The sequence below is a fragment of the Streptomyces sp. NPDC002088 genome (genome assembly GCF_040296605.1).
In the GTDB taxonomy this organism is placed as follows: Bacteria; Actinomycetota; Actinomycetes; order Streptomycetales; family Streptomycetaceae; genus Streptomyces.
Genome location: NZ_JBEOXO010000011.1, coordinates 181,466 through 198,829 on the forward strand (window position 1 = coordinate 181,466; position 17,364 = coordinate 198,829).

Annotated in this window: 19 protein-coding genes; 1 reads left to right on the top strand and 18 read right to left on the bottom strand. The window is 70.1% G+C overall.

What is annotated here, in order from left to right; translation table 11 throughout:
• Positions 1–67 precede the first annotated feature (67 nt).
• The 17 genes from whiG to proS all read right to left on the bottom strand — a co-directional run bounded on the left by whiG (position 68) and on the right by proS (position 14,266).
• Positions 68–910 carry an RNA polymerase sigma factor WhiG gene (gene whiG / locus ABT114_RS24385; RefSeq protein WP_351144968.1) on the bottom strand — a complete coding sequence of 281 codons (843 nt, stop codon included), beginning with the start codon at positions 908–910 and terminating at the stop codon, positions 68–70.
• A gap of 281 nt (positions 911–1,191) precedes the next feature.
• Positions 1,192–2,352 (bottom strand): DNA-processing protein DprA, encoded by a 1,161-nt coding sequence (gene dprA, locus ABT114_RS24390; RefSeq protein ID WP_351144969.1) that lies wholly within the window; start codon positions 2,350–2,352, stop codon positions 1,192–1,194.
• Positions 2,349–3,974: a YifB family Mg chelatase-like AAA ATPase gene (locus ABT114_RS24395; protein WP_351144970.1), complete on the bottom strand. Its 1,626-nt coding sequence runs from the start codon at positions 3,972–3,974 to the stop codon at positions 2,349–2,351. Before ABT114_RS24395 ends, dprA begins: the two co-directional genes overlap by 4 nt.
• 1 nt (position 3,975) lies before the next feature.
• Positions 3,976–4,377: a YraN family protein gene (locus ABT114_RS24400; protein ID WP_351144971.1), complete on the bottom strand. Its 402-nt coding sequence runs from the start codon at positions 4,375–4,377 to the stop codon at positions 3,976–3,978.
• Between the two features lie 76 nt (positions 4,378–4,453).
• On the bottom strand, positions 4,454–4,762 hold the full coding sequence (locus tag ABT114_RS24405; protein ID WP_003965949.1) for a DUF2469 domain-containing protein: 309 nt from the start codon (positions 4,760–4,762) through the stop codon (positions 4,454–4,456).
• 56 nt (positions 4,763–4,818) lie between these two features.
• The gene (locus ABT114_RS24410; RefSeq protein ID WP_351145038.1) at positions 4,819–5,328 is read right to left on the bottom strand and encodes an NUDIX hydrolase; all 510 of its coding nucleotides are present in this window, start codon (positions 5,326–5,328) and stop codon (positions 4,819–4,821) included.
• Positions 5,329–5,368: 40 nt separating this feature from the next.
• Entirely contained in the window at positions 5,369–6,145 is a 777-nt protein-coding gene (gene lepB, locus ABT114_RS24415) for a signal peptidase I (RefSeq protein ID WP_351144972.1), read from the bottom strand.
• Between the two features lie 104 nt (positions 6,146–6,249).
• The gene (gene lepB, locus ABT114_RS24420; protein WP_351144973.1) at positions 6,250–7,239 is read right to left on the bottom strand and encodes a signal peptidase I; all 990 of its coding nucleotides are present in this window, start codon (positions 7,237–7,239) and stop codon (positions 6,250–6,252) included.
• Positions 7,127–8,221 carry a signal peptidase I gene (gene lepB, locus ABT114_RS24425; RefSeq protein WP_351144974.1) on the bottom strand — a complete coding sequence of 365 codons (1,095 nt, stop codon included), beginning with the start codon at positions 8,219–8,221 and terminating at the stop codon, positions 7,127–7,129. Before lepB (ABT114_RS24425) ends, lepB (ABT114_RS24420) begins: the two co-directional genes overlap by 113 nt.
• Positions 8,214–8,972 carry a signal peptidase I gene (lepB, locus tag ABT114_RS24430; RefSeq protein WP_351144975.1) on the bottom strand — a complete coding sequence of 253 codons (759 nt, stop codon included), beginning with the start codon at positions 8,970–8,972 and terminating at the stop codon, positions 8,214–8,216. Before lepB (ABT114_RS24430) ends, lepB (ABT114_RS24425) begins: the two co-directional genes overlap by 8 nt.
• An 81-nt stretch (positions 8,973–9,053) precedes the next feature.
• Positions 9,054–9,404: a 50S ribosomal protein L19 gene (gene rplS / locus ABT114_RS24435; protein WP_351144977.1), complete on the bottom strand. Its 351-nt coding sequence runs from the start codon at positions 9,402–9,404 to the stop codon at positions 9,054–9,056.
• A 134-nt stretch (positions 9,405–9,538) separates the two neighbouring features.
• Positions 9,539–10,372: a tRNA (guanosine(37)-N1)-methyltransferase TrmD gene (gene trmD / locus ABT114_RS24440; protein WP_351144978.1), complete on the bottom strand. Its 834-nt coding sequence runs from the start codon at positions 10,370–10,372 to the stop codon at positions 9,539–9,541.
• A complete protein-coding gene (gene rimM / locus ABT114_RS24445) occupies positions 10,369–10,926 on the bottom strand; it encodes a ribosome maturation factor RimM (protein WP_351144979.1) in 558 nt (185 codons plus the stop codon). The genes trmD and rimM overlap by 4 nt, the downstream gene beginning before the upstream one ends.
• 127 nt (positions 10,927–11,053) lie before the next feature.
• Positions 11,054–11,293 (bottom strand): RNA-binding protein, encoded by a 240-nt coding sequence (locus ABT114_RS24450; RefSeq protein WP_014176063.1) that lies wholly within the window; start codon positions 11,291–11,293, stop codon positions 11,054–11,056.
• Positions 11,294–11,295: 2 nt separating this feature from the next.
• On the bottom strand, positions 11,296–11,715 hold the full coding sequence (gene rpsP, locus ABT114_RS24455; protein WP_351144980.1) for a 30S ribosomal protein S16: 420 nt from the start codon (positions 11,713–11,715) through the stop codon (positions 11,296–11,298).
• 272 nt (positions 11,716–11,987) lie between these two features.
• Complete coding sequence (locus ABT114_RS24460) at positions 11,988–12,590, bottom strand: hypothetical protein (RefSeq protein ID WP_351144981.1); 603 nt, start codon at positions 12,588–12,590, stop codon at positions 11,988–11,990.
• Between the two features lie 260 nt (positions 12,591–12,850).
• Complete coding sequence (gene proS / locus ABT114_RS24465) at positions 12,851–14,266, bottom strand: proline--tRNA ligase (RefSeq protein ID WP_351144982.1); 1,416 nt, start codon at positions 14,264–14,266, stop codon at positions 12,851–12,853.
• A 208-nt stretch (positions 14,267–14,474) separates the two neighbouring features.
• On the opposite strand from proS, the gene ABT114_RS24470 reads away from it, so the two are divergent.
• Complete coding sequence (locus ABT114_RS24470; RefSeq protein WP_351144983.1) at positions 14,475–15,332, top strand: SAM-dependent methyltransferase; 858 nt, start codon at positions 14,475–14,477, stop codon at positions 15,330–15,332.
• Positions 15,333–15,368: 36 nt separating this feature from the next.
• Here ABT114_RS24470 and ftsH read toward each other — a convergent pair whose 3' ends face one another.
• The gene (gene ftsH, locus ABT114_RS24475) at positions 15,369–17,306 is read right to left on the bottom strand and encodes an ATP-dependent zinc metalloprotease FtsH (RefSeq protein ID WP_351144984.1); all 1,938 of its coding nucleotides are present in this window, start codon (positions 17,304–17,306) and stop codon (positions 15,369–15,371) included.
• Positions 17,307–17,364: the final 58 nt, after the last annotated feature.

The following is a 17,364-nucleotide window of genomic DNA, read 5'->3' on the forward strand; positions in this document are numbered from 1 at the left end:
AATCACTTTACGGACACACCACCCGCGGCGGGAACGACTCCCGTCGACGCGCCCTCATCCGGCCAGGTCACCGACCGAAGCCCGCCAGTTTCGCGCGCAGCTGGAGCACGGATTTGGTGTGGATCTGACTGACCCGGCTCTCGGTCACCCCGAGCACGTTCCCGATCTCGGCGAGCGTGAGGCCCTCGTAGTAGTACAGCGTGACGACGGTCTTCTCCCGGTCGGGCAGGGTGTTGATCGCCCGCGCCAGGAACCGCCGCAGCTCCCGGTCCTCGGCCACTTCCACGGGATTGTCGGCGGCGGTGTCCTCCAGCGTGTCCATGAGGCTCAGCCGGTCGCCGCCCTCGCCGCCGACGTGCAGCAGTTCCTCCAGGGCCACCACGTTCGCCAGCGACAACTGGCTGAACACCGCGTGGAGTTCGTCCACCGCGATCCCCAGCTCGGCGGCCACCTCACCCTCCGTCGGTGTCCGCCGCAGCCTGGCCTCCAGCGTCGCGTAGGCCCGCTCCACGTTGCGCGCCTTCTGCCGTACCGACCGCGGAATCCAGTCCAGCGCCCGCAGCTCGTCGATCATCGCGCCCCGGATCCGCGTGATCGCGTACGTCTCGAACTTGATCTCCCGGTCGACGTCGAACTTCTCGATCGCGTCGATCAGCCCGAACACTCCCGACGACACGAAGTCCGCCTGCTCCACGTTGGGCGGCAGCCCGACGCTCACCCGTCCCGCCACGTACTTGACCAGCGGCGAGTAGTGCAGGATCAGCTGCTCCCGCAGCCGTTCGTCCCCCGTCGCCTTGTAGGACCGCCACAGCTCGTCGAGCGTCGAGGGAGCGGGCGGCCGCACGCTGCCACCGTCGCGGGCGGCTGGGGGGATCGCCGCCCGGTCGGACCCGGAGGTGTGCTGGGGCATTCGTCGCCTTGTGTCGTTCTGCCGTGAAGTACGTGAACCAGGAGTGACTGGGTGAGCTGTCGGATCTCGTGCCAAGTTGGTGGTCCATGTCGGGATCCTCGTGAGCGTAGCGTGACTGGAGCGTCGCGGTGCGCGAAGAGCGAGGCTCGAGCCGTGCGGAGATACGTTCCTCTGGACGCTCCGTCGGAGCACGGCGGTCGCCCTGCGTGACTGCCGCTGGAGGTCAACTGCGGGGAATCCCAAGGACTTCGGGGTTCCCCCGGACGGCCGAACACGCTCGGTCAGCACGGGCTGCGACCACCCCGGACGGAGGTCACCGACTCGCGTGTCAACTTCCAGCCGTCGCCGTGTCGTTCGACGTAGCCAAGTGCTCGCAGTTCGTACAGTCTCGCGATCGCGTCGTCCTCGGTCGTCTGCGCGCCGCGCGCGACCTCGTCCGCGGCCGCGGCGCGGCGTGCCGGCAGCGCGGCCAGCACCCGCCGGGCGCCAGGTTCCAGCAGGTCGCGGGGGAGCACCGGGCCGCGCCGGTCCGGCGCCAGCTCCCCCATGTCGCCGATCAGCTCGACGATTTCCGCGGCGTCCGTGACCAGTACGGCGTCGCCGCGCAGGAGCTCGTGCGCGCCCGCGGAGAGCCCGCTGGTGGCCGGTCCCGGTACCGCCATGGTGTGCCGGCCCAGCCGTTGCGCCGCCCGCGCCGTGACCAGCGAGCCGCTGCGATACGCCGCCTCGACGACCACGGTTCCCCTGGTCAGCGCGGCGATCACCCGGTTGCGCAGGACGAACCGGCTCGGCGTCGGGTGATCACCGGGCGGCAATTCCCCGATCACCAGTCCCTGTTCCGCGATCCTGGTGATCAACTCGGTGTGTCCGCGCGGGTAGGGCTGGTCGACTCCGCAGGCGAGGACGGCGACCGTCGCCCCGCCGGCGCCGAGGGCGCCCCGGTGGGCGGCCCCGTCGATGCCGTAGGCACCGCCGGAGACCACCACCCAGCCGCGCTCGGCGAGTCCGGCGGCGAGCGCGGCCGCCATGTGGGCGCCGTACTGGGTGCAGGCCCGTGCGCCCACCAGGGCGACCGAGCGCAGCGCCCACACCCGCAGGCTGGGCCGTCCTCTTACCCACAGCCCGAGGGGCCGGGCATCGCCCAGGTCGTCGAGCTGCCCCGGCCACTCGGCCTCCCCGGGTCCCACGAACCGCACACCGGCCTCCCGTGCGACGGCCAGGTCCCGCGCGGGCTCGGCCCGCCCGGCCCGCGCCCGCAGCCCGGCCCACCGTTGCGCGCTCGCCCCGGGCAGCGCGGCCCCGCCGTCCCGCAGCCGCCGCGCCACCTCCCGCGCCCCGAGCTCCCGCACCCACCGCCCACCGATCTCGTCCCCGGGCTCGATGACCCGGGTGAGGAAGACGCGGGCGAGCAGGTCGCCGTCGGGAGCCTCGCCGCCGCTCACGTCAGGGCTCCGATGGCCATCGGCACACCGCGCGGGACACCGGTGCGCAGTTGCAGCGCGAGCGCGACGTCCGTCGCGTCGGGCCGGTCGTGGCCGACGAGGTCCGCGACGGTCCAGGCGACACGCAGGACACGGTCGAGTCCGCGGGCCGTGAGCACACCTCGCTCCAGACTCCGCTCGGCCTCGTCCATCGCACCGCTCACCGCATGCCAGCGGTTGCGCAGCTCGCGCCCGGGCACGTCGCTGTTGGTCCGCCAGGGCGTTCCCGCGAACCTCGCCGCCGCCCGCTCGCGTGCCGCCCGCACCCGCTCGGCGACCGTCGCCGTGGACTCGCCCGCCGCTCCGCGCCGCGTGAGCTCGGCCCGGCCGACCGGATCTACCTCGACCCGGAGATCGACCCGGTCGAGCAGCGGACCCGAGATCCGGGCCTGGTAGCGCCGAATGGCCGAGGGCGGGCAATCGCACAGCGCGTCCCGCTGCGAGAAGCGTCCGCAGGGACACGGATTGGCCGCGAGCACCATCAGGAACCTCGCCGGGAACCGCACCACACCCGCGCTGCGGGCGATGACGACATGCCCCGCCTCCAGGGGCTGGCGCAGGGCGTCGAGAACCTGGCTGCTGAACTCGGGCGTCTCGTCGAGAAAGAGCACTCCACGATGGGCGAGCGAGACGGCGCCGGGCCGCGCGACGCCGGGGCCGCCGCCGACGAGTGCCTGCATGGTGGCCGAGTGGTGCGGCGCGCAGTAGGGCGCCGCGTCGATCAGGGGCTTGCCCGGTGGCAGCAGCCCGGCCACCGAGTGCACCGCCGTGACCTCCAGCGACTCCTCCCGCACCAGCCGGGGCAGGACGCTGGGCAGCCGCTCCGCGAGCATGGTCTTGCCGGCGCCGGGCGGACCTTCCAGGAACAGGTGGTGCCCGCCCGCCCCGGCCACCTCCACCGCGGTGCGCGCCGAGATCTGGCCCACGACGTCGGCGAGATCGTGTCCCTGGTCGTGCTGGGCGGCGCCGAGGCTGTGCATGCCCGTGGCCGCGCCCGTCCCGGGCACGCGCAGTCCGGCCAGGAGCGGGTCCGGGCGCCCCAGCGCGTCGGGTTCCTCGTCGGGCACCGGTTCGTCGGTCAGGAAGGCGATCAGCTGCCGCAGGCTGCGGACACCGAGCACCGACACGCCGGGGACGAGCGAGGCCTCGGCTGCGGCGCACTCCGGCACGACCACCTGCTCGTATCCGGCGTCCGCCGCGGCCAGCACCGCCGGCAGGATGCCCCGTACGGGCCGCACCCGTCCGTCGAGGCCCAGCTCGCCGATCATCACGATGTCGGTGAGCACGCGGGGGTCGATGCGCTCGGCGGCACCCAGCACCGCACAGGCGACGGCAAGATCGAAACCAGAGCCGGCCTTGGGCACGGACGCCGGGCTCAGCCCGACCGTCAGCTTCTTCTGCGGCCACTCGCCACCCGAGTTCACCACCGCTGCCCGCACCCGGTCACGGCTCTCCGTCAGGCTCTTGTCCGGCAGCCCCACCAGTGTGAACGTCGCGACCCCCGGTTCGAGATCGGCCTGGACCTCCACCACCACGCCCTCGACGCCAACCAGCGCCACGGAGCACGTACGCGCGAACCCCATCTCAGGCCACCCCCCGCACGTGCTCGACCGCGGGTGCGCCACGGCGCGGCAGCAGCACGGCGACCACGTCGATGCGGACACCGCCGGGAGGTGCTCCCCCGTGCTCCTGCGTCCACCGTTCCGCCAGGCCGCGCAGGCGCTGCGCCTTGGCCGGCGTGACCGCCTCCAGGGGATGCTGGAAGGGCCCTGCCCTGCGGGTCTTGACCTCGCAGACCACCAGGACGTCGCCGTCCCGGGCCACGATGTCGATCTCACCGGTCCTGCCACAGCGCCAGTTGCGCTCCAGGACCGTCATTCCGGCCTCGGCCAGCCGCCGGGCGGCCAGTCCCTCGCCGTACTTGCCGAGCGCGCTGCGTGCCTGCTGCGTGTTCATGTCGGCACCACCTCCGGCGCCAACCGTCACGCATCCGACCCAGCGAAGTGGATCTTGGTTGATTACTCAGCAGTTGTGGATATCTTCGTCACCCCGAGGGGGACCGTCATCCGCCCGGAAGCTCGAGATCGCTCTTGTTCAGCTCCTCGATGTTCACGTCCTTGAACGTCAGGACGCGGACCTGCTTCACGAAGCGCGCCGGCCGGTACATGTCCCAGACCCAGGCGTCCGCCATGGACACCTCGAAGAACACCTCACCCTGGACCGAGTGCACCTGCATCTCGTAGTCGTTGGTCAGGTAGAAGCGCCGCTCGGTCTCGATCACGTATTTGAACAGACCGACGACATCGCGGTACTCCCGGTAGAGCTTCAGCTCCATCTCGGTCTCGTACTTCTCGAGGTCCTCGGCGCTCATGGCATGTTCCCCTTCAGCCGTGCGATCCCACCATTGTGCGCCAGTCCCGGGAGCACCTAGACGATTTCCGTGTCAAGGATCTCGGGCCTGGCCGGGGGACCCTCGTCGAGCACCCTGCGCAGCAGCCCGGCGAGTCTGGTCGGATACACCGTCTCATGTGCCTGGCTCAGTTCCCGACACGTCCACCAACGCGCTCCGGCGACACTGCGCCGCTCCAGCTCGGTGAGCCCCGCGGCCTCGATCGCCGTCTGGGTCGTACGGGCCAGGAAGTACCACTCGTCCTGGTCCCAGCGGCGGCCCGCGAACGGGAAGGAGCACATCCGCCGCCACAGCACCGGGCCGAGCTCGACCTCGGTGATGCCCGTCTCCTCGGCGAGTTCCCGCAGAGCGGCCTGTTCACGGGTCTCGTCGCCCTCCAGGCCGCCGCCGGGCGTGAACCACCAGTCGTCGGCCGGATCGTCCGGCTCATGGCCGTGCAGCAACAGGATGCGGTCCTCCGGGTCGAGCAGCACCACCCGGGCGACCTTGCGCAGCCCACCTTGGTAGGAGTCCGCGGAGGAATCCACGGCGGGATCCCCGTACGGCTGCTCGCCCGCGTCCCTCGTCTCAGCGGGCACCCGCGGGCTCCGTCCGGGCGCGCGCGCGGCCGCCCATTCGCTTGGCCACGGGGCCGTACGCAGCGCCGACGAGGACGAGCGCGCCGCCGACGACGATCAGGACGCCGATCGTAGGGAACGGTCCCGGCTCGGAGAGGCTGCCGAGCGCCTCGAAGCCCGTGGGGCGCTTCAGCATGCCCTCCATGGGCCAGATGACGGCGTCGACACGGGCGGTCACGGCGTTTCTCGAGACGGTGCCGCTGGCCGCGTCCGTGAGATGGGCGGTGGAGTCCAGGGAGCCCTGGCGCTCGTCACCGAGCAGGAAGAGGCGTCCCTTCGGGACCGTCACGGTCGGGAAGTCCGTGATCTCGGCCAGGCTGCCCTTGGGCAGATACGGTTCCTCGATCTGCTTGCCGTTGACGGTCAGCTTGCCGTTCGTGCAGCAGGAGACCTTGTCTCCGCCGACCGCGACCACACGCTTGACCACGGGGGCGTTGTCGGCCCAGGTGCTGTCACGGAAGACGACGACATCGCCCCGGCGTACCTCACTACCGTCGACGTTCTGCGCCAGCACCCGGTCACCGGGGTCGATGGTCGGGGTCATCGAACTGGTGGGCACGGTGTACGGCCGGTAGATCACCGCGGCCCAGCCGAATCCCGCCAGAAACAGCACGAGGCCCAGCGCGACGGCCAGGCCGGACACACGCTGTCCGGTCCGGCTGCCCACCGGGCCCCTGCTGGTGCCACCGCTGCGCGGGGCCGTACGCGTAGTGCTCTCGCCACCCATGGACCCGCACCCTACCCGGCGGTACCGAACCGGGGCAGCCCTTCCTCCGCGACCAAGGTCACAAGCTCCACGGCGGCTTCACCTGGCGGCGGGACGCCAGTGCCTCAGCGGCCCTCGGACGCGGCCTGCGCGGCCCGCCTGCGGCGCCACACCGCGAGCGGCACCACACCGACGAGGGCGATCCCCTGCGGGGCGACCGTCAGGGAGGTGGCGGCAGAGGACCGGTCGTTGATGCCCGTCTGGTCGAAGGTGTCCGGGACGGGGAGCGTTCCCCAGCGGTTGATCGGCCAGGCCTTGACGATGGCACGGCCGACGACCTTGTCCACGGGGACCATGCCGTGGTTCTTGTCGTTCTGGTTGTAGCGCGAGTCGCGCGAGTTCTGCCGGTGGTCGCCCATGACCCAGATGTAACCCTTGGGCACCTTCACCTTGAACTGGCCGCCCTGGTCGTCGACCGTGCACGGCGTGTTGCCGGCGTACACGAACGACTTGTCGTCGAGTGCCTTGCCGTTGACCTTCAACGGGCCCGTGCCGTTGCACTCCACGGTGTCGCCGCCGACGCCGATGACGCGCTTGATGAGGTCCTTCTCCTCCGCGGACGGCATCAGGCCGATCCAGCTGAGGAACGTCTGCAGGGCGTTCGGGTTGGCCGTGGGCTCACCGGCCAGCCAGTTGTCGGGGTCGTGGAAGACGACCACCTCACCACGCTCGGGCTCCGAGCCGAACCAGGGGGTGAACTTGTCCACCAGGACGCGGTCACCCTGCTGGAGGGTGTTCTGCATCGAGTCGGAGGGAATCGAGAACGCCTGCACCAGGAACGTCTTGATCAGCAGCGCGAGCACCAGCGCGATGCCGATCAGGATCGGCAGCTCCTTCCAGAAGGAGCGCGGCTTGCGCGGCCCGGGCGCGGAGCCGCCCGATCCCTGGTCCTCGGTCCGGCTCTGCTCGTCCGTCGCCTTGCCGTCGTCGGTCGCTCCGGCGTCACTCCCGGAGGTCACGGCGCCGTCCGCGGCCGGGACGGCGGCTTCCACGGGGCGTCCGCGGTGCTCCTCGCCGTCGTGTCCGGACCGTGCGCCAACCGCCACATCCCCCACGCCAACTCCTCACTCTGTGCCGCTGCCTGCCCCATAGACGGCGCAGGCCCACCACTCCCATAACGAGCGGGAGTTCCGCAGGGGTCGGGAGTTGGATCGTTCCGTTCGGATCGTCTGGAGCAACCCTATGCGACAGCTGGGGAGCTGCGGCCGTCCCGGAAGCCGAGTCGGACACGGAAGAGAAGGTTTGCGGTTCCTTGAGACTGCTCCAGTGGCCCAGCGGCCATGCGATGACCATGGCGCGGCCCACCACCTCGTCCTCGGAGACCGTGCCGCCGTAGTCGGTGTTCTGGTGCGAACGGGAGTCCGCGGAGTTGCCCCGGTGGTCGCCCATCACCCAGAGCCGCCCCTTGGGGACGACGATGTCGAACTCCGTACTCGACGGGGCGTTCCCGGGATACAGGTAGTCCGCCTCGCTGAGGGGTACGCCGTTGACGGTCACCCGCCCCTGCGTGTCACAGCACTTGACATGGTCCCCGCCGACGCCGACGACCCGCTTGATGAGGTCCTTCTCGTTGTCGGACGGGAGCAGGCCGATGAAGGTGAGCGCCTCCTTGACCTGCTTGACGACCACGGGATCGTCCTTCTTCGTCGTGGTCGTCTCGCCCTTCAGCCAGCCTCCGGGATCCTTGAACACCACGACGTCCCCGCGCTGCGGCTTGGAGCCGAACCACGGGGTGAACTTGTCGACCAGCACGCGGTCGCCGATGCGGATCGTCTGCTCCATGGAGCCCGACGGGATCACGAACGCCTGGACGAGGAAGGTCTTCAGGACCAGCGCTATGAGGACCGCGACGCCGACGAGGAGGGGTATCTCCTTGACCGCGCCGCGCCTGCGGCGCCGCTTCACCTTGCGCTGGAGCTTGCGCCGCTCGGCCCGGCTGCGACCACCTGCCGGGCCGGCGGCGCGCCGGGCGCCGGTGGGCAGGAGGTTGTCGGCGGCGCTGCCCGGGACACCGCGTGGTTTGCCGCGGTTACCCATGCGCGCCCGCCGCTTTTTCCGGCTCGTTCGTCTCCGAGGCACTCCGGGCTTCGGCGACGGGCACACGCGCGTACGCGCCGGGGCGCTGCAGGCGGGTGAGGTGGCCGGCCGGCCAGACGATCCAGTCGGCGCGACCGATCACGTCGCCCACGGGGATCATGCCGCCGCCGGGCGAACCCAGATGGTCGCGGGAGTCGCTGGAATCACTGCGATGGTCGCCCAGGACGAACAGGGTGCCGTCGGGCACGTCCACGTCGAAGGACACCGTGGACGGGCTGTCGCCGGGGTACAGGAACGTCGACTCGTCGACCGACCTGCCGTTCACCTGGATCCTCCCCTCCTTGTCGCAGCAGACCACATGGTCTCCCCCCACACCCACAACGCGTTTGACGTAGTCGGCGTCCCCGAAGTACCCGGTGCCGTCGAACACGACGACGTCGCCGCGCTGCGGCCGGGCACCGAAACGGTACGCCAACTTATTTACGAGAACGCGGTCCCCGATCCTCAACCCGTTTTCCATGGATCCGCTGGGAATCTGGAACGGTTGCACCACGAAAGTGTTGAGGATCAGCAAAAACAGCAGGCAGATCAGCAAGGTCAGAGAGATCCGTCCGCCGGGCAGCCACTGGGTGATCCGCGACACCAACGCAAAACGCGACCGGTCCTCCGGCCCCTCTGTGTCCGGGATCTCCTCGGATCCGGAAGGGCGGGAGGAGCGGTCGCGCTCCGTCGGCTGTGCTTCGGTGTCCATCGGGGCCAGATGTTATCCGGCCCCGCTTTGGCACCTTCTTACTGGCTCGCTCGCCTACGGCTCACGACCAGCAATACGCGATCAGTTGTCGCGCTTCTCCTTGATCTTCGCGGCCTTGCCGCGCAGGTCGCGCAGGTAGTAAAGCTTGGCGCGACGCACGTCACCGCGGGTGACGAGCTCGATCTTCTCGACGATCGGGGTGTGCACCGGGAAGGTGCGCTCGACGCCGACGGAGAAGGAGACCTTGCGGACCGTGAAGGTCTCGCGGACACCGGCGCCCTGGCGGCGGATCACAACGCCCTTGAACTGCTGCACACGGGAGCGGTTGCCCTCGATGACGCGCACGTGGACGTTGACGGTGTCACCCGGACGGAAGGCCGGGACGTCGCTGCGCAGCGACGCGGAGTCGACGGTGTCGAGCAGGTGAGACATTTCGTCTGCTTTCTTCGGTGATGCCACAGGTCATCAACGGAAGCTAGGTGTTCTGGATGAGAGTCGTGCGGGTCGGGACGAGCGTCGTGTCCCCCTGTGGCAGGGGCGCAGGTCGGACGACGCACAACAGCGGCCTATTCTTCCACGCCCTGAGGCCTGCGCCAAAATCGGCCGTACGGCTCTCCCGCCGGATCCGGTGCCCAGCCCAGGATGGACAGCATCTCGCGGTCCTTCTTGTCGAAGGCCTTGGGGTCGCAGCGCTCGATGAGGTCGGGCCGGTTGGCCGTCGTACGCTTCAGGGCCTCGTCCCGCCGCCAGCGGGCGATCTTGCCGTGGTGCCCGCTGAGCAGTACCTCCGGGATCCCGCGGCCGCGCCACTCGGGGGGCTTGGTGTAGACGGGCCCCTCCAGGAGGTTGGCCATGGCCCCGGGCGCGAAGGAGTCGTCCCGGTGGGACTCGGCGTTGCCGAGCACGCCGGGCAGCAGCCGTGCCACGGCTTCCGTGATGACCAGGACGGCCGCCTCGCCGCCGGCCAGGACGTAGTCGCCGATGGACACCTCGTAGACCGGGATCCGGGTGGCGTACTCGTCGATGACACGGCGGTCGATGCCCTCGTAGCGGGCCGGCGTGAAGATCAACCAGGGGCGCTCGGAGAGCTCGACGGCGAGTTCCTGGGTGAAGGGTCGGCCGCTGGGCGTGGGCACGATGAGCGCGGGCGCCTGGGCGCCCGTCTCGTAGCCGTCGGCGAGGACGGAGTCGAGGGCGTCGCCCCAGGGGTCGGTCTTCATGACCATCCCGGGGCCGCCGCCGTACGGCGTGTCGTCGACCGTGTTGTGGCGGTCGTACGTCCAGCCACGCAGCTCATGCACGTGCACATTCAGCTGTCCACGCGCGCGTGCCTTGCCGACGAGCGAGACGTTCAGCGGATCGAGGTACTCCGGGAAGATCGTGACGACGTCGAGCCTCATGCGCTGTCGTCCCCCGCGGAGTCCTGGGAGGAGGCGATCTCGGCGCGGTCGTCGATCAGACCGGGCGGCGGATCGATGACGGCCCGCTGTTCCTCGAGGTCGATCTCGGTGACGATCTCCTCGACGAAGGGGATGAGGACCTCGCTGCCGTCGGGGCGCTCCACGATGAAGAGGTCCTGCGAGGGGAGGTGCGAGATCTCGGTGATCCGACCGATCTCGGTGCCGTCCGTCGTCACCACGTCCAGGTCCATCAGTTGATGGTCGTAGTACTCGTCCTCGTCCTCGGGCGACTCCTCGGGGTCGACCTCGGCGATCAACAGGATGTTACGGAGTGCCTCGGCGGCGTTCCGGTCGCGTACGCCTTCGAAGCGCAGCAGAAGACGACCGCTGTGGACGCGGCCCGTCTCGATGGTCAGCGGGCCGGCCGAGGCCGGGTCGGTGGCCAGGACGGCGCCGGGTGCGAGCCGCAGTTCCGGCTCGTCGGTACGTACCTCGACGGTGACCTCGCCCTTGATGCCGTGGGCGCGGCCGATCCGTGCGACTACCAGCTGCACTGTGCTTGATCTCCTGTCAGACGACTCATACGACTCATACGACGGGCCGTGCGGCGTCGGCCGATACGACGTCGGGCCGGGGACGGCCCAGTGGCCCTCCCCGGCCCGAGCCGGTGCTGCGAATGCGTCAGCGGACTTGGTCCACGTCGACGAGGTCGACGCGGACACCACGACCGCCGATGGCGCCCACGACGGTGCGCAGGGCGCGTGCGGTGCGGCCGTTGCGGCCGATCACCTTGCCGAGGTCGTCCGGGTGGACCCGGACCTCGAGCACACGCCCGCGACGCAGGTTGCGCGAGGCGACCTGCACATCGTCAGGGTTGTCGACGATGCCCTTCACGAGGTGCTCGAGAGCCTCCTCGAGCATGCTCAGGCCTCGGTCGACTCGGACTCGGCCGAAGCCTCGTCCTTCTTCTCAGCCTTCTTCTTCTGGGTGATGGCCTCACCCTTGCCCTCGTCGTCGCCACCGAGGGCGTCGAACAGCGGGCGCGCGGCCTTCGGCTCGGCCACGAGCAGCGGAGCCGGGGCGGGCTCGCCCTTGAACTTCTGCCAGTCGCCGGTCTTCTTCAGGATGGCGAGCACGGGCTCGGTCGGCTGGGCGCCGACGCCGAGCCAGTACGCCACGCGGTCGGCGTCCACCTCGATGACCGACGGGTGGTAGGTCGGGTGGTACTTGCCGATCTCCTCGATGGCCCGGCCGTCACGGCGGGTACGGGAGTCGGCGACGACGATGCGGTAGTGAGGCGCACGGATCTTGCCCAGACGCTTCAGCTTGATCTTGACTGCCACGGAAGTGGTGTCTCCTGGTCTTGACGTGGTTGGGCACGGCGAGATGGCCGCGTGGGGTTGCGGTACCCGAGTGCCCGATGGACGCGTCAGCCGGAGGAGAGAGGGGTCCTGTGCGGCTGTCGAGTACAGCTAGCCATTCTGCCACACCCTGGGGGGCGGTTCCGGCCGAGGGGCGCCCGGGCACGCCTGAAGGGCACCCGGCGCCGGCCTGACCGTACGTCGGGTGCCCGACCCGCGTCGCCTGGACGCGGCTGCCACGAGCAGCCGCGTCCTCAGCTTGCCGCCGCGCCCACGATCTCGGGGATCCGGAAGGGCTTCCCGCACCCCCCGCACACGATCGGCGCCTGGGCCAGTACCGACGGGACGACCCGTACGTTGCGGCCGCAGTCGCAGACCGCCTTCACGCGCACCCCACCGCCGGAGGAGCCGTGGCGGGCGGCCGGGCCGCGGAAGGCCCGGGTCGTGTCGGCGGACGTGGCCGCCGTGTGCGCCTTCAGGGCGCGCTGGAGGCGCTCCATGGTCGGGCGGTAGCGCCGCTTGGCCTCGGAGCTGAGCGTGACCAGCGAGAAGCCGCTGCTGGGGTGCGGCTCCTCGGGGTGGTCCAGGCCCAGTTCCTCGGCGATCGCAAGGAATCTGCGGTTGTGGTAGCGGCCGGCACGGGAGGTGTCGCGGACGCCGCGAGCGGCGGCGATGCCGTGGACTGCTTCGTGGAGCAGTCGCTCGAAGGAGAGTTCGTGCCCGCACGCGGACGACGACTCCCCGATCAGGGACTCTGGCGCGGCAAGGTCGGGCAGCTCGGGGTGGTACCGCTGAATGTCGGCCCACGCCTCTGCCAGCTCTGCGGCGAGAACAGGTGGTGTCTGTGTCGTGCTCACGTAATCACAACGAGCCGGAGTGCCCCTGTGTTCCGATTCCGGGCCATCTCAAATAATTTGCACGTACCCGTCAGTTGCCGCTGATGCGTCCTGACGAGGGCGGGTGCGCTGATCTGCGGAGAAGCCTCACAGCTCGTACCAAGGTGGTGCGTAGCCTGACGTACGCCCCGGCGCGTAGACGATGTCCACGCGCCGCAACATGTGTGATCCGCAGATGCGCAAGAGGCGTTTCGGTCGCTCTCGTGCCGGAGGGCGCTGCTTCAGTAAGCGCGCGCGACGATCGCGACGTTACCGGGTGCGTCGCCGTCGTCCGGCACCGACCCGTCCTCGGCGACCAGACACCGTACGGTCACGGCGTGGTCGGCCAGCCTGGTCTCGCCTTCCTCACCAAGGGTCGACCACGGGATGCGCGCCCAGCCGCCGGCGGTCGCGACCTCGACGGCCTCCTCGACCGTCGACACCTCGGAGGTACGCGACTCACGGCGCTCGCGGGACTGGCGCAGCAGCAGCGCCTGGTCCTCTTCGAGGACCTTGGGGAGGACGTCGGCAAGGGTGTCGATCGCCACCGGCTCCTTGCCGCCGGGGATGCGACGGGCCAGCATCGCGGTGCCGCTCTCCAGGTCACGGGGGCCGATCTCGATGCGGACGGGTACGCCCTTGAGTTCCCAGTCGACGGCGCGGCGGCCGAACGGGGTGTCCGTACGGTCGTCGACCTGGACCCGGATCCCGGCCGCCCGCAACTGATCGCCGACCTCGCGGGCCTTGGCCAGAACCGCCTCGTCGCCCTTGATCGCCAGCACGACGGCCTGGATCTGCGCCAGGCGCGGCGGCACCCGGAGGCCGTTGTCGTCGCCGTGCATCATCACCAGGGCGCCGATCATGCGGGTGGTCGAGCCCCAGGAGGTCTGCCAGACCAGCTCCTGCCGGCCGTCCTTCGACAGGTACCGGGTGTTGAAGGCCTTGGCGAAGTTCTGGCCCAGTTCGTGGCTGGTTGCCATCTGCAGGGCCTTGCCGTCACCCATCATGCCTTCGAGCGTGAGGGTGTTGACGGCACCCGCGAACCGCTCCTTGACGGTCTTGCGGCCGGGGACGACGTCCATGGCGAGGACGTTCACCATGAAGTCCTCGTAGACCTTGCGGTGGATGTGGGCGGCGAAGTCGCGCGCCTCCTCGTACGTCGCGTGCGCCGTGTGGCCCTCCTGCCAGAGGAACTCCGACGTCCGCAGGAAGAGGCGAGGCCGCAGCTCCCAGCGCACCACGTTCGCCCACTGGTTGATCAGCAGGGGCAGGTCGCGGTAGCTCTGCACCCACTTCGAGAAGTAGTCGTTGATGATCATCTCGGAGGTGGGGCGGACGACCGCGGGCTCCTCCAGTTCCTTGCCGCCGCCGTGCGTAACCACAGCGAGTTCAGGCGCGAAGCCCTCGACGTGGTCGGCCTCCTTGGTGAGGTACGACTGCGGGATCAGCAGCGGGAAGTACGCGTTCTGGGTGCCCGTCTCCTTGATGCGGGCGTCCATCTCGGCCTGCATCCGCTCCCACAGCCCGTACCCGTACGGTCGGATCACCATGGTGCCGCGCACCGGACCGTTGTCGGCCAGCTCGGCCTTGGCGATCAGATCCTGGTACCAGCGCGGAAAGTCGTCCGCCCTGGGCGTCACTACGGGTGCCTTTGCCATGGCGAGATGGTACGGGCCCACGTTGCGGGGGCGTGAATTCTCGCCACACGCGTCGGCAACCCCCCAAGCCGGGGTCCGCAACCCCTGGACGACACCGCGAGCCGGGAGTTTCCTGGCATACGGGGGGGAGCACGAGCGCACGTCACGGGGTCACGGGGGCACGGATTCGGGCACAGCGACAACTCTCGGCGGATTGGGGAGCGTTCTTATGACACCTACGCTCGTGCGGCAGCACCTGCCTCACACGGGGCCGGCGCCCCGTGTGGACCTGTGTGCACGCGCGCGTGACTGGTCCGAGATCCAGGAACGGATGCTGGTTCCGCTCTACGAGGCCGCTTACGAGCGGCTGGAAGTGGGTCCGGCCACGCGGCTGCTCGGCCTCGGCTGCGGTTCCGGGCTGGCCCTGCTGATGGCTGTCTCCAGAGGCGCCTCGGTCACCGGTGTCGAACCCTCCTCCCCCGAACGACTGGCCCTCGCGCGACAGCGGCTGCTGCCGGCGGCGTGGGACACGCGCGCGTGTGCGGACGTCCGGCTCATCGACGGCTCACCCGAGGACACCGCCGACGCGGGAACGCCCGCGTACAACCTGGTGACCGCCTTCGAGCCCATCGGGTGCCTCGCGGGCGACTCGGAGGAGCTCGGTGGGCTGCTCGCCGCGGCGACGCCGTTCGCCGGGCAGGGGGTGCCCGTGGTGCTGGCCGGCTGGGGTCCGCCGGAACGCTGCGCCACGTCGTCCGTGCTGCGAGTGGCCGCCAAGCTGGCGGATCCACTGCACGGCACGGGAAGTTGGCGCCCGGCCCTTCGCGACGACCTGGAGGAGGTCGCCCAGCGTGCCGGCCTCAAGCCGGACGGCTCGGGACGCGTGGCGTGCCCCTTCGGGTACGCCGACATGGACAGCGCGGTGCGCGGACTGCTGTCGACGGGGCTGTTCGACGCGGCCATCACCGCCACCGACCAGGCGCAGGTCGACAAGGAGCTGACGGAGGCGCTGCATCCGTACCGGCGCGAGGACGGGACGATCTGGATGCCGAACGTGTTCCGGTACTTGATCGCCCGCACCCGCTAGAAGTCACCCTTCCAGGAGTCGTCCCTCCAGGAGCCTCTAGGAGTCGCCCTTCGTCAGCCGCAGGATGCCCGCGATCCGGTACGCGTCGGCCTCCTCCAGCGTCTCGTTCTCCAGCAGCGCCTGCGCCAGCGCGTCCAGTTGGCCGCGATGGTCGCGCAGCTTGTGGCAGGCCTCCTCATAGCACTCGTCGACGATGCGCCGCATCTCGTCGTCGATCACGTCCAGGGTCTGCGGGGCGGCGGCGAGGCCGTACGCCTGCTGAGCGTCGTTCGGCAGGGCCGAGAGGCGGCCCACGCGGTCGCTCATGCCCCAGCGGGCCACCATCCCGCGCGCGATGTTGGTGACCTGCTCCAGGTCGTTCTCGGCACCGGTCGTGACCACGCCGTAGACCACCTGCTCGGCCGCCATGCCGCCGAGCGCGCCGATGATCCGGCCGCGCAGGTACTCCTCGGTGTACGCGTACCGGTCCACCTCCGGCGTCGAGAGCGTCACGCCGAGTGCCCGCCCGCGCGGGACGATGGTGATCTTGCGGACGGGGTCGGCACCGGGTTGCAGCATGCCCAGCAGGGCGTGCCCGCTCTCGTGATAGGCCGTCCTGCGCCGTTCCTCCTCGGGCATCACCAGCGGCCGCTCGGCGCCCAGCTGGACCTTCTCCAGGGCCTCGGAGAGGTCCGTCTGCGTGACCTTGTCCTGCTGACGCTTCACCGCCAGCAGCGCCGCCTCGTTGGCGAGGTTGGCCAGCTCGGCGCCGGTCATGCCCGGCGTGGTGCGAGCGACCTGGGCCAGGTCGACGTCCCTCGCGAGCGGGATCTCCCGGGTGTGGATCTCGAGGATGGCCTCCCGGCCGCCCCGGTCCGGCGGTGAGACCTGGACCACCCGGTCGAAGCGGCCGGGACGCGTCAGGGCGGGGTCGAGGACGTCGGCGCGGTTCGTCGCCGCGATGACGATGACGCCCTCCGAACCGGAGAAGCCGTCCATCTCGGTCAGGATCTGGTTCAGCGTCTGCTCGCGCTCGTCGTGGCCGCCCATGCCGGCGCCGCCGCCGCGCGCCCGGCCGATGGTGTCGATCTCGTCGATGAAGATGATCGACGGGGCGACCTTGCGGGCCTCGGCGAACAGCTCCCGCACGCGCGAGGCGCCGACGCCCACGATCATCTCGATGAACTCGGAGGCGGACGCCGAGAAGAAGGGCACGCCCGCCTCGCCCGCCACCGCGCGCGCGAGCAGTGTCTTTCCGGTGCCGGGCGGGCCGGTGAGCAGCACGCCCCGGGGCATCTTGGCGCCCATCCGCCGGTAGGCGTCCGGGTTCTTCAGGAAGTCGACGACGTCGTTGAGTTCGCCCTCGACCTCGTCGATGCCCGCCACGTCCTCGAAGGTCGTGCGCGGCTGCCCCGGCTCCAGCTCGACCGGCTTGGGCGGCGCCTTGCGGCCGAGCATGCCGCCCGCGCCGCCCATCGCTCCGCGCATCCGCCGCGCGATGAAGATCCACAGCACCACCAGGAGCAGCATCGGCGCCAGCGAGATCAGCAGATTGGCGAGAAAACTGCGGTGCTGGACGACCGGCTCCGCCGTGACGGTGACGTCGTGCCTGGTCAGGTTCTGCCAGAGCTGGTCGTCCGCGAAGGACGGCCGCTGGGTGTTGAACTTGGTGTACTTGCCGCCGCCTTCGGGATTGTCCTGCTCCTTCTTGAGCTGTCCCTGGATGGCGTCGCCCTTGGCGTAGATCTTGCTGACGTTGCCCGCGTCGACCTGCTTGCTGAACTGCGTGTACGAGATCGTCGGCTCGTTGCCCTCGTTGAAGAAGGACAGCACCAGGTTGGCAATCAGGTACACGACCAGGGCGGTGAGGACCAGGTTCCACCAGCCGCCGCGTATCTTCTTGCCGCCGGGGGGCGGTTTCGGCGGTTCCTCCGGGGTGCCCTCGGTGCGCCAGGGCTGGTCGGGGGACTTGCGCGGCGGCGCAGGGTTGGTCATATCGGGACGTTACGCCACGAAAGTCGCACACGCATGCGCGTGTACGGCGCCGGAGGGG

Coding starts and splice junctions, on each gene's coding strand:
- lepB (WP_351144974.1), bottom strand. CDS start 8,221: ATGGGTAACCGCGGCAAACCACGCGGTGTCCCGGGCAGCGCCGCCGAC.
- ABT114_RS24405 (WP_003965949.1), bottom strand. CDS start 4,762: ATGAGCGCCGAGGACCTCGAGAAGTACGAGACCGAGATGGAGCTGAAG.
- trmD (WP_351144978.1), bottom strand. CDS start 10,372: ATGAGGCTCGACGTCGTCACGATCTTCCCGGAGTACCTCGATCCGCTG.
- ABT114_RS24470 (WP_351144983.1), top strand. CDS start 14,475: ATGACACCTACGCTCGTGCGGCAGCACCTGCCTCACACGGGGCCGGCG.
- whiG (WP_351144968.1), bottom strand. CDS start 910: ATGCCCCAGCACACCTCCGGGTCCGACCGGGCGGCGATCCCCCCAGCC.
- lepB (WP_351144975.1), bottom strand. CDS start 8,972: ATGGACACCGAAGCACAGCCGACGGAGCGCGACCGCTCCTCCCGCCCT.
- ABT114_RS24395 (WP_351144970.1), bottom strand. CDS start 3,974: ATGGGGTTCGCGCGTACGTGCTCCGTGGCGCTGGTTGGCGTCGAGGGC.
- ftsH (WP_351144984.1), bottom strand. CDS start 17,306: ATGACCAACCCTGCGCCGCCGCGCAAGTCCCCCGACCAGCCCTGGCGC.
- rplS (WP_351144977.1), bottom strand. CDS start 9,404: ATGTCTCACCTGCTCGACACCGTCGACTCCGCGTCGCTGCGCAGCGAC.
- proS (WP_351144982.1), bottom strand. CDS start 14,266: ATGGCAAAGGCACCCGTAGTGACGCCCAGGGCGGACGACTTTCCGCGC.
- ABT114_RS24450 (WP_014176063.1), bottom strand. CDS start 11,293: ATGCTCGAGGAGGCTCTCGAGCACCTCGTGAAGGGCATCGTCGACAAC.
- lepB (WP_351144972.1), bottom strand. CDS start 6,145: ATGGGTGGCGAGAGCACTACGCGTACGGCCCCGCGCAGCGGTGGCACC.